This window comes from Chlamydia poikilotherma, assembly GCF_900239975.1.
GTDB lineage: Bacteria > Chlamydiota > Chlamydiia > Chlamydiales > Chlamydiaceae > Chlamydia > Chlamydia poikilotherma.
Window position 1 is genome coordinate 39,176 of sequence record NZ_LS992154.1, and the last position, 15,475, is coordinate 54,650.

Below are 15,475 nucleotides of genomic sequence, written 5' to 3' on the forward strand. Positions count from 1 at the left end.
AGTTGATAACAAGTGCAATAAAAATCAGCCCGATTTTTCTTAGGTCTTTTGTTCTTTATAGTGAAAAAGATGCACAAGAAAACGAACATGATATTGTTTATAGAAACAAGAAATCGTTTTTATTTTTAAAGTTTGTATTGGCATAACTCGATTTAAAGGCTGAAAAAGCTAAGTCTAGAAAAGAGGTTGTCTAAATTTTCGGTGGAGAAGAGACAGCCGTTCCTGTATAGGAAGAGCGTGCATGTTGGAGAAATTGATAAAAAATTTTGCCACGTATATTGGTATAACGTCAACCCTCGAATTCGATGCTGATGGAGCATATGTCTTGCCTATAAGTGATCTTGTCAAGATACGTGTACTACAAAATGCAGATAATGAAATTGTGTTTAGTGCTTTCTTAGGGGAGTTGGCTCCTTCTGTGGATACAAATAAAGTATACTTACAAATGATGGTAGCGAACTTGTTTGGTAGAGAAACAGGAGGTAGCGCTTTAGGATTGGATTCCGAAGGCCATGTTGTCATGACACGTAGAATTCCCGAAGAAGTTTCATATGAAGATTTTGCTGGTTACATAGAGAGTTTTATGAATTTTTCTGAAACCTGGCTAGAAGATTTGGGACTAAATAAAGCACAACAAGGACAATAGGCAACAGGGGTAGAAAAACATGGGTGCACGTTTAATTATTGATAAAGGCCCGTTGTCAGGATTTGTTTTAGTTCTTGAAGAAGGAACAAGCTGGTCAATCGGAAGGGATGAGGCAACTAGTGATATTCAGCTAGAAGATCCTAAGCTTGCTGATACTCAGGTTGTTATAAGTAAAGAAGAGGGTGTTTATTCTGTTACAAACTTAGACAGTACACATCCTGTTACTGTAAATGGAAAAGAGATAATAGAGACAACATCTCTGCAAAACGGTGATAGCTTAACATTTGGCAGTAATCAATATTCTTTTTTCACGAATGAATTTGATCCTGAAGATGTTGTTTACGATTTTGACTTTTCTTCAAAAAATACAACTAATGTCTCGCCTGAACCTGCCGATAGTAAAAAGAAGACGAAGAAGAAAAGCAAGTCTTCACAGGACAATGAAAAAAAACCTTCTTCTTCAAAGCAGCAAGATTCTTCCGATGCTTCTCCTAATGATAAAGACAAAGAACTTGCTGAAGCTTTCTTAGCTTCTGCAAAGTCAGAGAAGAAAACTTCCGATCAAAAGGTAGATAAGGTAGATATAGATACGCTACCCGATTCCGGAACAAAAAAGAAAAAATCCCCATTGGGGGATGTGAAAAATACTGAAACCCAGCATGCTACTATGGAAGAAAACGGAGCCTTGCCTAATCAAAATCAGCAGCCGTTGCCAGATTCTGACTCTCCTAAGCAGGAACAGTCTCAAGAAGGTGATCGGCCTAAAGAAGGTGAGCCTGTCAAAGAATCTCCCGCTTCTAAAAAAGAAGAAGTCACTCCCCAAGGACCTACAACTGATGAGAATCAGGATGTAGAAGATTCACATCACGACAAAGAAACTTCTGAAGAAACGACTGATAACAAAGAAGAAGCTGAAGAGAAGCCCGAAGAGGAAAATCAAGAAGAGAACAAAAAAGCTGACAAAGCTGAAGTCTTGTCTCCGTTTAATGTGCAAGATCTCTTTAGATTTGATCAGGGTATTTTTCCTGCAGAAATAGATGACATTGTTCAAAAAAATGTTTCTGTAGATCTTTCTCAGCCCTCGCGCTTTTTATTAAAAGTATTGGCTGGAGCCAATATCGGTGCAGAATTTCATTTGGATACGGGAAAATCTTACATTTTAGGTAGCGATCCTGCATCTGCAGATATTGTCTTTAATGATCTTAGCGTCTCACATCGCCATGCAAAAATCATCGTAAGTAACGATGGTTCTACCATGTTGGAAGATCTGGGTAGTAAAAACGGTATAATCATTGAAGGGAAGAAAATAGAGCACAGCTCTACCCTAAGTTCCAATCAAGTTGTTGCTCTAGGAACAACTTTATTTTTACTGATAGATCATCTTGCTCCTGCGGATACAATTGTAGCCTCATTTGCTCCAGAAGATTACGGTTTATTTGGGCGTCCTCAAGATGCTGAAGAAGTGGCTGAGCAAGCTGCTCAGGAAGAAGAAGAAAAACGTAAACGAGCTACTCTCCCTACAGGATCATTTATACTTACGTTGTTTATTGGTGGCTTAGCTATACTTTTCGGCATAGGTACAGCTTCTTTATTCCATACGAAAGAAGTCGTCCCTATCGAGAATGTGGACTTTCAAGAAGACATCGAACGTGTAGTAAATACATTTCCGACAGTTCGTTACACATTTAATAAAAATAACGGACAGCTCTTTTTAATCGGACATGTAAAAAATAGTATTGATAAAAGTGAGCTTCTCTATAAAATGGACGCTTTGTCTTTCATCAAATCTATTGATGACAACGTTATTGATGACGAGGCTGTCTGGCAAGAAATTAATATATTGTTATCAAAAAGAGTAGAGTTTAAGGGCGTGAGTATGCATTCTCCCGAACCTGGCCAATTCGTGATAACAGGATATCTAAAAACAGAAGAGCAGGCTGTGTGTCTCTCTGATTATCTTAATGTGCATTTCAACTATCTTTCCCTACTTGAGAATAAGGTAATCATAGAATCACAAATGTTGAAAGCTATTGCTGGTCAACTTTTGCAATCAGGATTTGCAAATATTCATGTAGCCTTTGTTAATGGCGAAGTTGTTCTTACTGGATATGTAAACAATGCGGATGGGGAGAAATTCCGTTCTGTTGTTCAGGAGATCTCTAATTTGCCTGGCGTACGTCTTGTGAAAAACTTTGTTGTTTTGTTACCTGTTGAAGAAGGGATAATAGATTTAAATTTGCGGTATCCTAGCCGTTATCGTGTAACCGGGTATTCAAAATATGGTGACGTAAGCATTAATGTTGTAGTCAATGGTAGGATTTTGACCCGCGGTGACGTTGTCGATGGAATGACGGTAACAAGCATCCAACCGAACTGTATCTTTTTAGAGAAGGAAGGGTTGAAATATAAAATCGAGTACAATAAATAGCTAATTTTAAGGCTTGTTAATTCTTTTGTATTTAGGAAAAATACTATGTTTAATATGGAAAATACAGCTGCTAAAGAAGATAAATCTTCTCATCAGTTGTTTGATTTAGAGAAAGACATGCAGGATCTGAGTAAAGCTCAGGAGATCAAAGCTAATGTGCAGGATAAAGTGCAAAAATTGAATGCTTCTCTTCGAGAAGGTTCTGATAAAGCATTTTTTGAGAAACAACAAGCATTGTTAGCAGGATATCTAGCCCTTCAGAAAGTTCTCGGGCGGATGAACCGCAAAATGGTTTAACAGACTAGATAAGTAGTGGAGAATTTATGAGTGGTAGCGGAAGTAGTTGCTCAGCATTTAATTTTAATGACATGCTTAATGGCGTATGTAAATACGTCCAAGGTGTGCAACAATATTTAACAGAATTAGAAACCTCAACGCAAGGTACCGTTGACTTAGGTACGATGTTTAATTTGCAATTTCGTATGCAAATTTTATCACAGTACATGGAAGCAGTATCCAACATCTTGACAGCTGTGAACACAGAGATGATCACTATGGCAAGAGCTGTTAAAGGAAGTTAATAAACTAAGAGAAGGATCATGGCAGATTTGGAATTATTTAAAGCAGATTTTGCGTTGTTGTTTGAAGCTGGCATGTTGGCTATCAAACAAGGTGATGAAGAAAGCGCGAAAAAGCTTTTTCAATCTTTACAAATCTTAAAACCTGACCATTATGGTCACGAATTAGGATTAGCATTGATTGACTTGCATAAGATGGAAATTTTTGCTGCAGAAGAGCGATTAAGCGCTTTAGCACAAAAAGAAGTCGATAATTGGAGCATTAAGTCTTTCCTTTCTCTAACACACATGATGATCGTCTTGCATCAAGGAAGCTCTTTCGAAGTGCGCCGTGAAAGCTTGGAAAATTGCTTAAAATTGGCAGATCAGGTGTTAGAAAATTGTGAAATAGAATCAACAAGAATTCTTGCTCAATCCGTTTTAGACTGGCATGATACTCTAGTAGCTAAAAGCGGTGGGCCTTTAGGTTAACCTATTTTTTGGTTCTGAATAAAATACACATGGTTGTTGTCTTATGATAGATCCTTTGCAGCTTTTCCCGAATTTAGACTCTGATAAGGAAACAGCTTCTATACAAAAGCCTTCAGGAACTCCTTTAGCGAGTGAGCTAAATAAGGAAGTCCCTGCATTTTCTTTAGGAATGTCCGCGGATGCACTTAATAAAAATATCGAGGATCTAAAACCTAATCCTATGGCAATGATGCAAGATAGAAATTCTAATATCATTGATCCTGAATTAGAAGAAGCTTTGGATTCTGAAGAGCTCAAAGAACAAATAAATAATCTCAAAGAGCGTTTATGGGATGCAGAATCAACCTTACAAAACCAAGATCAAAATAGATTATCTCCTGAACATTTTGAAGCTGTTAGTGTGATTATCGATTTAATCAATGGAGATCTCAGCGACATAGCTGAACATACTCAGCAAAGTTTAGAGAAAAAGACAGAAGAAGAAAACGCTTCTGTTACACGTAAGATGATCAATTGGGTTTCCTCAGGCGAGGAAGTATTAAATAGAGCTCTTCTGTATTTTTCTGATAGAAACGGAGAGCGAGAAAATTTAGCCGACTTTTTAAAAGTACAGTACGCTGTTCAAAGAGCAACGCAAAGGGCAGAACTCTTTGCTAGTATTGTAGGAACTACGGTAAGTAGTATAAAGACGATAATGACCACACAATTGGGTTAACATGGACGAATTGACGACAGATTTTGACACGCTCATGTCGCAATTAAACGATGTACATTTGACTACAGTCGTAGGTCGTATTACTGAAGTTGTCGGTATGTTAATCAAAGCAGTTGTTCCCAATGTTCGTGTTGGGGAAGTATGCTTGGTTAAACGTCACGGCATGGAGCCTCTCGTTACTGAGGTTGTTGGCTTCACACAAAATTTTGCTTTTCTATCGCCATTGGGAGAGCTTTCGGGGGTTAGCCCTTCTTCAGAAGTTATCCCAACTGGTCTACCTTTGTACATCCGTGCGGGTAATGGTCTTTTAGGACGTGTGTTGAACGGTTTGGGAGAACCTATTGATTCTGAGACAAAAGGACCTTTAGTTGATGTTAATGAAACCTATCCTATTTTCCGTGCACCACCTGATCCATTGCATAGGGAAAAGTTAAGAACAATCTTGTCCACAGGCGTGCGATGCATCGATGGTATGCTCACAGTAGCTAGAGGTCAGCGTATAGGGATCTTCGCTGGAGCCGGGGTGGGTAAATCCTCTCTTCTAGGGATGATTGCTAGAAATGCTGAAGAAGCTGATGTTAATGTGATTGCTCTCATCGGAGAGCGGGGCCGCGAGGTTCGTGAGTTTATCGAGGGGGACCTTGGAGAAGAAGGAATGAAACGATCGGTGATCGTTGTTTCCACGTCAGATCAATCATCACAACTACGATTAAATGCTGCTTATGTAGGTACTGCTATAGCAGAGTATTTCCGAGATCAGGGGAAGACTGTTGTTTTAATGATGGATTCTGTAACTCGATTTGCTCGAGCATTAAGAGAAGTCGGGTTGGCTGCTGGAGAACCTCCAGCTAGAGCAGGATACACGCCTTCAGTATTTTCAACCTTACCTAGATTATTAGAACGTTCTGGAGCATCAGATAAAGGAACAATCACAGCATTTTATACTGTGCTTGTTGCCGGAGATGATATGAATGAACCGGTCGCCGATGAGGTTAAATCGATTCTTGATGGACACATTGTTTTATCTAACGCTTTAGCACAGGCGTATCACTATCCTGCTATTGATGTTTTAGCATCAATTAGCCGTTTGCTGACAGCAATTGTTCCTGAAGAACAAAGGCGCATTATAGGAAAAGCTCGTGAGGTATTAGCAAAGTATAAAGCAAACGAAATGCTTATACGTATTGGAGAGTATCGCCGAGGTTCCGATCGCGAAGTGGATTTTGCTATAGATCACATAGATAAGCTGAATAGATTCTTAAAGCAAGATATCCATGAAAAGACTAATTACGAGGAAGCTGCGCAACAACTTCGGGCAATTTTCCGATAAGATATTAAGGGTAAAATGCCGTGCCTAAATACCCGTTAGAGCCTGTTCTAGCGATTAAAAAAGATCGTGTTGATAGAGCGGAAAAAGTTGTTAAAGAAAAGCGTCGTCTTTTAGAGATAGAACAAGAGAAATTAAGAGAAATCGAAACTGCTCGTGACAAAGTGAAAAATCACTATATGCAAAAGATTCAACAATTGCGAGAATTGTTAGATGAAGGCACAACGAGTGATGCGGTTTTACAGAGAAAAGCCTATATTAAAGTTGTTGCTGTACAACTGGCTGAAGAAGAAGAAAAGGTTAATAAACAAAAAGAGAGCGTTTTAGCAGCTTCCAAAGAGCTGGAAAAAGCAGAAGTTAATTTAGCCAAACGGCGAAAAGAAGAAGAAAAAACGCGTTTGCATAAAGAAGAGTGGATAAAAGAAGCTCTCAAAGAAGAAGCGCGAGAAATAGAAAAAGAGCAAGATGAAATGGGACAACTGCTTCATCAGTTGCGCAAGAAAAAACAACGTGAATCGGGGGAATCTAGTTCATGGAATTAAATAAAACAACCGAGTCTTTGTACAGTTGCAAGACAGATCGCCATTCAGTACAACAGGACGTAGGTCCGGAGCCTAAAGATAACCGCGACGTTAAAGTATTTTCTTTGGAAGGCCACCAACAATCAAAACAAGATCGTCAGGATAAAGTTTCCAATAAAGGTTCTCGTCAAGAATCTCGAGGAGCTGATGATAAGCATGTAGAAGAGAAAACATCTACTGTATCTTCTAAAGAAGAAGATAAAGAAGACAGTGAAGGCTTCATGGCTTATGATAATCCTACAGCAGGAATGGCATTTGTAGATGTCGCTGCTCCTATTTCTAGTGAAGTTGTTGTAGAAAGTGCTACAATAGCTGTTGCTAGTGCAGATTTACAGTGGGTGGAAGAAGTTATTGCTAACACTGTAGAATCTATGATGGTTGCTGATGTTAATGGGCAGCAGTTAATCGAATTAGTTTTAGATACTGAAGGTAATGTTCCTGAAATTTTTGCAGGTGCAAATTTAACATTGGTACAATCTGGAACAGACCTTTCTGTAAAATTCTCTAATTTTGTAGATAATACTCAGATGGCAGAAGCAATGAATCTCATTGTGAATAATCCCTCTCAGCTTGCTAGTTTAGTAGGAGCATTAAAAAATCGTCATTTGAATTTGACAGAATTGACTGTTGGATCAAGTATTGTACAATTGCCAACTATTGAAGAAGCACAAACACCTCTACATATGATTGCTGCTACAATTCATCAAAGAGATGAAGAGAAAGATCAAGAAAAAGATCAGCAGCAGCAACAACAAGATCAAGAACAAAACCAATATAAAGTTGAAGAAGCGCGTTTATAAAGGTGATTTCTCATGGCAGTAGCAGCGGAGCCTAGCGCTAGTTGGTTAAAATCTAGAAATGATTTTCTAAACTCTTTAGTGAAAACAGAAGAAGGGATCTCTCTTCCTTCGTTTCCTAAAGGTTTATGCCAACATAGGTTGAAAGAAAAATTTCGTTTAGAAGAAACAAGTCTTACTATTCAACCTCGAGGCTCCCTCTCTGCAACTCAGGCTGTTCAAGATTTTGGAACACATCTTTTAGTTCAGTCGTTTCTAGTACAACCTTTAGACCCTGGAACCTTCTTCTTTGTTACTTCAGAAGCAGATCTTCAATCTTTCATGGTTGCTGTATTTAATGATTCTAGTTTAGCTTCCTATTTCTATGAAAAAGATAAACTATTAGGATTCCATTATTACTTTTGTGCAGAGCTATGTAAGTTACTCCAAGAATTGGCTTGGTTACCTTCATTATCTGCTAGAGTTGTAGGCGATGCACGATTTTCTAGTAAGGATCTACAAGGATCTTACCAAGCTGTAGATATCACTTGCGGATTAGATGGAAAATATATGCGTTTCCGTTTGCTTTTCCCAGACGCGGTATGTGATAGTTGTAAGCAGTTCCTTTCTGCATCGGATCAAAATTTTGATGTTCATCAATTAGATGCTACCCCTTTGACAATGTCTATAGAAGTTGGTTATTGCCAACTAACACAAGAGGAATGGCAACAAGTTGTACATGGCAGCTTCATTTTATTAGATAGTTGTTTATACGATCCTGATACAGAAGAAAGCGGTGGCTTGCTTACTATTCAGGGGCATCAATTTTTCGGTGGTCGTTTTATTAATCAAACCTCCGGAGAATTTAAAATTACCAGCTATCCAAGTTTACAACAGGAAGAACCTGCTGAAGAAACACCAGAAGCTGCTCTACCTGCAGCACCTTTACCAGGAAGCTGTAAATTAGTAGCCGAAGCTTCTAGATACTCATTAACTGTTGAAGAGTTTTTAAAACTTACTCAAGGCAGTATCTTAAATCTCGATGGTGTCCATCCCTCTCGAGGTGTGGATTTGATTCTCAATGGAGCAAAAGTCGGGAGAGGAGAGGTAGTATCTTTAGGAGATGTTTTAGGAATTCGAGTCCTAGAAGTATAAACGCATAATTGTCTCCTATGGATTGTCAATCCGAAATACCTTCTCAAAATCAGGTGATTGGTGAATATCACATCAAACAAATCCTGAGTAAGAAAGAGGGTAGTGCGGTATACCGAGGTTTACATCCTAATACTCTACAATCTGTAGCTATTAAGGTTCTTGCAACACCCTTGGTTGCTGATACATCACGAGTTCATAATTTCTTAAAAGAAGCGCGGATTGTTGAGCAAATCTCACATCCAAATATTGTTAAGTTATACCAATACGGACAATGTAGGAAAGGTCTGTACATAGCTATGGAATATATTCAGGGAGTTTCTCTTAGACACTACATTCTCTCCCAGCTGATTCCTTTATCACGTGCTATTGATATTGTCTTACATATTGCCCAAGCTCTTGAATATCTACATAGCCGAGGCATTCTCCATAGGGATATAAAACCAGAAAATATTCTTATGACATCTCAAGGACAAATCAAGCTTATAGATTTTGGTCTTGCTGCGTGTTCTATGGATGAAGATACTCATCTTGCGTGTTTGGGAACACCTTCATACATGAGTCCTGAACAACGTCAAGGAGATAAGATCTCTGAAAGTTCAGAAATCTATTCATTGGGTTTAATAGCATACGAATTAATCTTAGGAAATTTAGCCTTAGGCAAAGTTGTTTTATCTTTGATTCCAAATAGAGTGAGCAAGATCCTAGCAAAGGCTTTACAACCCTCTCCTAAAGATCGTTATGGATCTATGAAGGAATTCATCTCAGATTTACATAGATATCGTCATGGTGAAGATCTTCAAAAAGATAAGCGTAATAAAGATCATACCGCACTGGTGAATGATCAGCTATATCATCAGAGATTTTGGTTATCTCCTTTGGAAATTGTTGCTCCTGAATTTTTATCGGTTTCTATATATGAACAAGGATATCCTACGCATCCTCATGTATACTATGAAGCTTATATGAGTGAGGATGGTTTTAGAATATGGTTTTGTTATAGTCTTTCAGGAAATCCAACTTTAGTATTAACTATTATGAAGAGCTTCGTAAGTCAATGGGGTCATGAAGATAACATTAGAAGTGCGATTCGTAAGATTCATAGTGAGCTAATGCGTATAAATGTTCCTATAGATGAAAAGGGAATTTCCTTAATTTGCGTAACTATTTCGAAAGAAAAAAAGGAACTTTCTTGGATTGCTTGTGGGAAAACTAATTTCTGGTTACAAAAACAAGGAAAGGTTGCTCAGAATTTTACTACTTCGTCCTCAGGTCTAGGAAAAATTAGTTCTTTACAAATTCAGGAAACCAAGGTTGCATGGGAAATAGGTGATGGAGCAGTATTACATACCTTACAGGCAGACGATTCCATGTCATCTTTACATAGTCCTTTATTCACAGAGTTGAAAGATAGAGGACAAACAGCTATATTCTGCCCAATAGAGAGCGTACGGTACGGGATATTAGGAAATCATGACGGAAATCTTTGTCCCTCAACACTTATCAGCTTAAAAAGAATCCGGTGAAAATAGTGACGTCGAACATTGGAAGAAAGATCTTACAGGTCATAAATAAGAAAAAAGGAAAAATAGGGGTACTTGTTGCTTTGTTTTTCTTTGACCTGGTTTTACTTGGTGTGAATTCTCACAAACCACCAATTAGCGAACCAAGATCTCGAGCTAAAAACTCCCAAACTGACGAGAACAGCCAAATTGCTGCCTGTCCTAAAAACATAGTTAATAAGACATCAGTAAAAAAATCTGATAAGCAGTCTATTGCTAAAAGCTTGCCTCAGAATCAACCGCGTCATTTTAAGAAATCAACACAGACATTTTCCCCAGGGTTTTCTGAAGGCTCGCCATTTGCTAAGCCTGAAGTTAAAAAACGTCCTCTCGATAATCGTATGCAGACTGCTACGAAAAAAACTCCACGTTTCCTTCCTAAACAAGAAGAAAAAACGGAAGTTGTCGAGGAGAAGAGTGAAGAAGCTCAAATTTGGGAAGATAAGCGTACTTATGCTAAACGCGCCGTAAATGCTATAAACTTTAGTGTAAAAAAGCTTGTTGAAGAGAGTGAAAAAAAGAGCTCCCAAGAAGAAGGCTTTAAAGTTGATAATAAAGCAGCATCTTCACAACCGTTGAAAACAAAATCTCCAGATAAGCAACCCTCTATTGATAAGATAGCAGTCTATTCTGATTCCAAAAAAGATGATGAGCAATCTCCCTCTTTATTAAAAGGAAAACAAATTACCTGCGCAGATCTCAAAGATAATGGTTATACTGTAAATTTTGAAGATATCTCTGTCCTTGAACTTTTGCAATTTGTCAGTAAAATTTCTGGAACAAATTTCGTTTTCGATAGTAGTGATTTAAATTTCAATGTAACGATTGTTTCTCACGACCCTACCTCTGTAGACAATCTTTCTACCATCCTTTTACAAGTCTTGAAAATGCATGACTTAAAAGTAGTAGAGCAAGGAAATAACGTTCTTATTTATCGTAATCCTCGTCTTTCTAAATTATCTACTGTAGTCACCGATGGCTCTGCAAAGGATAATTGTGAAGCTGTTGTGGTTACCCGTGTATTCCGTTTATACAGCGTACACCCTACATCTGCTGTAAATATTATTCAGCCGCTACTTTCACATGATGCTATAGTAAGTGCTTCAGAAGCTACACGCCATGTCATTGTTTCTGATATTGCTGGAAATGTTGAGAAAGTCGGGGAGTTATTAGCAGCTTTAGATAGCCCCGGAACATCCGTGGATATGTCAGAGTATGAAGTGCGTTATGCAAATCCTGCTTCATTAGTGAGCTATTGCCAAGATGTTCTTGGTGCTATGGCTGAAGATGAAGCTTTTCAGATTTTCATTCAGCCAGGAACAAATAAGATTTTCGTAGTTTCTTCACCCCGCTTAACTAGCAAGGCAATACAGCTACTAAAATCCCTGGATATTCCAGAAATGGCACATACATTAGATGATGTTACAAGCCCTGCCGCAGCTTTAGGAACATCAGGAGCCGCAAATCCTAAAAGCTTACGCTTCTTCATGTATAAGCTGAAATATCAAAATGGTGCGGCAATAGCTCAGGCAATTCAAGATATTGGATACAATCTCTATGTAACAACAGCGATGGATGAAGATTTCATCAATACGCTAAACAGTATTCAATGGCTGGATGTTAACAACTCTATTGTTGTTATCGGAAATCAAACAAATGTAGATAAAGTTGTCAGCTTACTCAATGGTTTAGACTTACCTCCGAAGCAAGTGTATATCGAAGTGCTTATTCTAGAGACTAGCCTAGAGAAATCTTGGGATTTCGGAGTTCAGTGGGTAGCACTTGGAGATGAACAAGGTAAAGTTGCTTATGCTTCAGGATTATTAAGCAATACAGGTCTTGCTAATCCTACAAAATCTACAGTACCTCCTGCAAAACCATCTCCAGGAGATATTCCATTACCAACACCTGGCCAGTTAGCAGGAATTGGCGATATGATGTATGCATCCTCAGCTTTTGGCTTGGGGATCATAGGAAACGTTCTTAGCCATAAAGGGAAATCTTTCCTTACCTTAGGGGGACTTCTCAGTGCTTTAGATCAAGATGGCGATACTGTCATTGTTCTTAACCCAAGAATTATGGCTCAGGATACACAACAGGCATCTTTCTTTGTTGGGCAGACGATTCCTTTCCAAACGACGAGCACAATCATTCAAGAAACAGGAACTGTTACACAAAATATCGAGTATGAAGATATCGGTGTTAACCTTGTTGTTGCTTCAACGATCGCTCCGAATAATGTTGTTACTTTACAAATAGAACAGACGATTTCTGAGCTACATTCTGCTCAGGGTACTCTTACACCTGTAACAGATAAAACGTATGCAGCTACCCGCCTACAAGTTCCTGATGGATGTTTCTTAGTAATGAGTGGTCACATCAGAGATAAAACTACAAAAATCATTACGGGAGTTCCTCTGCTAAACTCTATACCTTTAATTCGAGGTTTGTTCAGCAGAACAATAGATCAAAGGCAAAAACGCAACATCATGATGTTCATTAAGCCTAAGGTTATTAGCAGCTTTGAAGAGGGTACAACATTAACAAATAAAGAGGGTTACAGATACAACTGGGAAGCCGATGAGGGATCTATGCAAGTAGCGCCACGACATGCTCCTGAATGTCAGCACCCTCCTGCATTACAGGCAGAAAGTGATTTTAAAATGCTAGAACTAGAAGCCCGATAAATGCTATATAGAAAAAATAAGATGATATTCTACGCCATGGAATAGCTTCTGACTCTGTTGTTTTTCAGGGGGAAAGCCAAGAAAACATCATCGGCCGTATGATTGTTGTTTTCTTGGCTTTTTTATTCCCCCTCTCTATACTTACTCCTTCTTTTTTGCCTAAATAGCTCAGTTGGTAGAGCAACGCATTCGTAACGCGTAGGTCGTCGGTTCGATCCCGGCTTTGGGCAAACATAGTAAAAAATATTTACAGAAAATAAAAAAACGCTTACCGTTTTGCTTTATTTTTTCATGGAAAAGTGTAAGAAATAAGAACTTATAAAGAGCAGGATCCTCTCATAATTGCCATTATGACACTTTGTATTTTGCTTTCTATTTTAGAAGTATTTCTTAGCCTATTTTTATAAAGAATATCCCGTATTTATAGATGGATATGGTGAAAATCAATGTCTTTTCTCTGTCCAAATTAAAAATACATTTAGGGGAAAAAGGGCAACTGGCATGTCCTAAGAGGCAAGAGACTTTAGGGAGAGTCGTCCTCTGAGCTTTAAGATCTCATCTTAAAAGTATGTCAGGGCTTTTAATTTTGGCCTTATGGGGAAACATTGCTGCCCTTCTATAACCGCATATGCGGTAAGGAGGGTATTAAAAGCCGACGGGAGATAAACTTTCTGCAAGTTTCTTTAAAACATCTGCGCGTAATTGCGTGATTACTTCCTTTTGCAGATTTTTATTGTTTTCAGGTTGTTTTGTAAGTGCTAAGTGCCCACGACGTGCTTGCCAGAATACAGGATTCCAAATAGGACTATTATCAGCACCTTGAATCCATCCAAGGCTAATTCCCAATTGAATCCAGCTTAACGCATCTAGTGTTTCCTGAAGGTCTAAATGATACGAATGCGTAAGTAGCCCTAATGCACGTAAAATATGATTTTTTAATTCTCCGGGATTTTGTTCAGCATGTTTCTTTTTTGCTGATGCCTCCGCAACGGATACTTTTGAGGACCATATTCTTAAGGATGATAGGATTTGCTCTTCCGTGAGCCCTAAAGAACATTTATTGGATAAAACTAGTATGTTCCCAATGTATCCTGGCGTTGCCGGTAGCATTCCTAAACAAGCTACTTCTGTATCCTCATCAATAATATCATTTAATTCTTGAGAATATACTAATGCAGGGGCATGTAAGAAACACTGACTTTTTAATCCTGTACCACATTCTCGAGAATTTGTAGTTAGAAAACCAAAATCTGAAGAAAAGGCAAATTCTAACTTCTCATTTAGGTAAGTATCTAACCGCACAAGCTGATCTAAAGCTTTTTCAGGTTCAGATGTAAAATCTATGGTATGGAGAATTAGATGATCTCGGAAATTTATAGCTGCTAAGATAGTTCCAGAACGATTTACAATAAGAGCTTCACCTTCAGGATTTCCCGTTAGATCATAGGGAAATAGAAAATGCTCAATGAGAAATTCTTTTTGCCAGGCAGGAGCATCTTTAAGAGGTAAAACTAGAAACTCATCAAAACCTTCAATATGGTTGAAATGCGAAACTATAGCCTCTAAAATTTCCTGCTTTTTCTCCCTAGATAAACAAGGAAGAAATTTTGCTATGGAAAGATTCCTAGATAGTGAAAACGTCGTTATAGGCCAGGTTTTATTTATAGAGGGGGCGTCTTTTTTACTAGCAAAATTAAGAAGTAAATCATTGGGAAGAATCATGCGAATTCTGATTTTTTAAATGATTAATTTGATCTCGTATTACAGCAGCTTGTTCGTAGTCTTCACGAGCTAACGTATCCTGAAGAGCCTCATTTAAAGCTATTAGCTTAAGAAGGGGATTCATACTCGCCGTTTCTCCAGGAGCACGACCAATATGCAAGCAACCGCGACTATTGTCAGAAGTTGTTGATGAGAAAATAGCCTTAGTGTGCACTAGTTTCGCAATCAGCTGTGTTTTGAAATTGGTATAACACAAATGACAACCAAGTAGCTGATCTTCATCAGTAGTTGGTTTCCAGACTGTTTTACAATTACCACACTCTAAAGTTACTGAAGATCCCGAAGCAACTATGGTAATATTGTCACGACTATAGTAATGACTCGGGCAGGGACAAGATTCACATACATAAGAACGTAGAATCTTATCTTTATCTACTTCAGTATAACAAATTGTTGCTGGCTTTTGACAGTGATAACACTGATGGGGTTTAGAAGTCGCCATGGAGATCTACCATTAAAGCCAAATACTAATACACCCAGTACCAATAACAAAAAAGTGACAAAGGAGAAAAAGGTTTTTTTAAAGAAATGTAAAAGAACCAAGAATAATCAACTGGGCCTTGAAGGATTTGAACCTTCGACCCCCTCATTAAAAGTGAGGTGCTCTAACCGCTGAGCTAAAGGCCCGAAGTTTGCTTGGTAATTTTACATTTTGACCCCAAGGGGATTCGAACCCCTGTTACCGGAATGAAAATCCGATGTCCTGGGCCAGGCTAGACGATGGGGCCAAGACAACTACAATATTACTAGTTCTATTCCTTTAGAGCAAT

14 protein-coding genes and 3 tRNA genes are annotated in these 15,475 nt (G+C 38.4%); 13 read left to right on the top strand and 4 right to left on the bottom strand.

Annotation, left to right across the window (positions count from 1 at the left end; all coding sequences use genetic code 11):
• The first annotated feature begins 241 nt into the window (after nucleotides 1-241).
• The 13 genes from C10C_RS00155 to C10C_RS00215 all read left to right on the top strand — a co-directional run bounded on the left by C10C_RS00155 (nucleotide 242) and on the right by C10C_RS00215 (nucleotide 13,153).
• The gene (locus tag C10C_RS00155; RefSeq protein ID WP_117273726.1) at nucleotides 242-646 is read left to right on the top strand and encodes a CesT family type III secretion system chaperone; all 405 of its coding nucleotides are present in this window, start codon (nucleotides 242-244) and stop codon (nucleotides 644-646) included.
• A 19-nt stretch (nucleotides 647-665) separates the two neighbouring features.
• Complete coding sequence (gene sctD / locus C10C_RS00160) at nucleotides 666-3,074, top strand: type III secretion system inner membrane ring subunit SctD (RefSeq protein ID WP_117273727.1); 2,409 nt, start codon at nucleotides 666-668, stop codon at nucleotides 3,072-3,074.
• A gap of 45 nt (nucleotides 3,075-3,119) precedes the next feature.
• A complete protein-coding gene (locus C10C_RS00165) occupies nucleotides 3,120-3,371 on the top strand; it encodes a DUF5398 family protein (protein ID WP_117273728.1) in 252 nt (83 codons plus the stop codon).
• A gap of 26 nt (nucleotides 3,372-3,397) precedes the next feature.
• On the top strand, nucleotides 3,398-3,655 hold the full coding sequence (locus tag C10C_RS00170; RefSeq protein WP_117273729.1) for a DUF5407 family protein: 258 nt from the start codon (nucleotides 3,398-3,400) through the stop codon (nucleotides 3,653-3,655).
• A gap of 18 nt (nucleotides 3,656-3,673) precedes the next feature.
• Nucleotides 3,674-4,123: a CdsG family type III secretion system protein gene (locus C10C_RS00175; RefSeq protein WP_117273730.1), complete on the top strand. Its 450-nt coding sequence runs from the start codon at nucleotides 3,674-3,676 to the stop codon at nucleotides 4,121-4,123.
• A 43-nt stretch (nucleotides 4,124-4,166) separates the two neighbouring features.
• A complete protein-coding gene (locus C10C_RS00180) occupies nucleotides 4,167-4,838 on the top strand; it encodes a CT668 family type III secretion system protein (RefSeq protein ID WP_117273731.1) in 672 nt (223 codons plus the stop codon).
• Nucleotide 4,839: 1 nt separating this feature from the next.
• Nucleotides 4,840-6,168 carry a type III secretion system ATPase SctN gene (sctN, locus tag C10C_RS00185; protein ID WP_117273732.1) on the top strand — a complete coding sequence of 443 codons (1,329 nt, stop codon included), beginning with the start codon at nucleotides 4,840-4,842 and terminating at the stop codon, nucleotides 6,166-6,168.
• A 20-nt stretch (nucleotides 6,169-6,188) separates the two neighbouring features.
• Nucleotides 6,189-6,707: a type III secretion T3S chaperone gene (locus tag C10C_RS00190; RefSeq protein ID WP_117273733.1), complete on the top strand. Its 519-nt coding sequence runs from the start codon at nucleotides 6,189-6,191 to the stop codon at nucleotides 6,705-6,707.
• A complete protein-coding gene (locus C10C_RS00195) occupies nucleotides 6,698-7,546 on the top strand; it encodes a DUF5421 family protein (protein ID WP_117273734.1) in 849 nt (282 codons plus the stop codon). Before C10C_RS00190 ends, C10C_RS00195 begins: the two co-directional genes overlap by 10 nt.
• Before the next feature lie 12 nt (nucleotides 7,547-7,558).
• Nucleotides 7,559-8,677, top strand: coding sequence for a type III secretion system cytoplasmic ring protein SctQ (sctQ, locus tag C10C_RS00200; protein WP_117273735.1), 1,119 nt, complete (start codon nucleotides 7,559-7,561; stop codon nucleotides 8,675-8,677).
• 17 nt (nucleotides 8,678-8,694) lie between these two features.
• Nucleotides 8,695-10,200: a serine/threonine protein kinase gene (locus C10C_RS00205; RefSeq protein WP_117273736.1), complete on the top strand. Its 1,506-nt coding sequence runs from the start codon at nucleotides 8,695-8,697 to the stop codon at nucleotides 10,198-10,200.
• A complete protein-coding gene (locus tag C10C_RS00210) occupies nucleotides 10,197-12,923 on the top strand; it encodes a secretin N-terminal domain-containing protein (protein WP_117273737.1) in 2,727 nt (908 codons plus the stop codon). Before C10C_RS00205 ends, C10C_RS00210 begins: the two co-directional genes overlap by 4 nt.
• A 157-nt stretch (nucleotides 12,924-13,080) precedes the next feature.
• A tRNA-Thr gene (locus C10C_RS00215) sits at nucleotides 13,081-13,153 on the top strand.
• Nucleotides 13,154-13,568: 415 nt separating this feature from the next.
• Here the strand turns inward: C10C_RS00215 and C10C_RS00220 are convergent.
• The 4 genes from C10C_RS00220 to C10C_RS00235 all read right to left on the bottom strand — a co-directional run bounded on the left by C10C_RS00220 (nucleotide 13,569) and on the right by C10C_RS00235 (nucleotide 15,433).
• A complete protein-coding gene (locus tag C10C_RS00220; protein WP_117273738.1) occupies nucleotides 13,569-14,645 on the bottom strand; it encodes a protein arginine kinase in 1,077 nt (358 codons plus the stop codon).
• Nucleotides 14,629-15,147, bottom strand: a complete 519-nt coding sequence (locus C10C_RS00225) for a UvrB/UvrC motif-containing protein (RefSeq protein WP_117273739.1) — start codon at nucleotides 15,145-15,147, stop codon at nucleotides 14,629-14,631. The genes C10C_RS00220 and C10C_RS00225 overlap by 17 nt, the downstream gene beginning before the upstream one ends.
• A gap of 112 nt (nucleotides 15,148-15,259) precedes the next feature.
• Nucleotides 15,260-15,332, bottom strand: a tRNA-Lys gene (locus C10C_RS00230).
• Nucleotides 15,333-15,358: 26 nt separating this feature from the next.
• Nucleotides 15,359-15,433: transfer RNA gene (locus tag C10C_RS00235), tRNA-Glu, on the bottom strand.
• Nucleotides 15,434-15,475 lie beyond the last annotated feature (42 nt).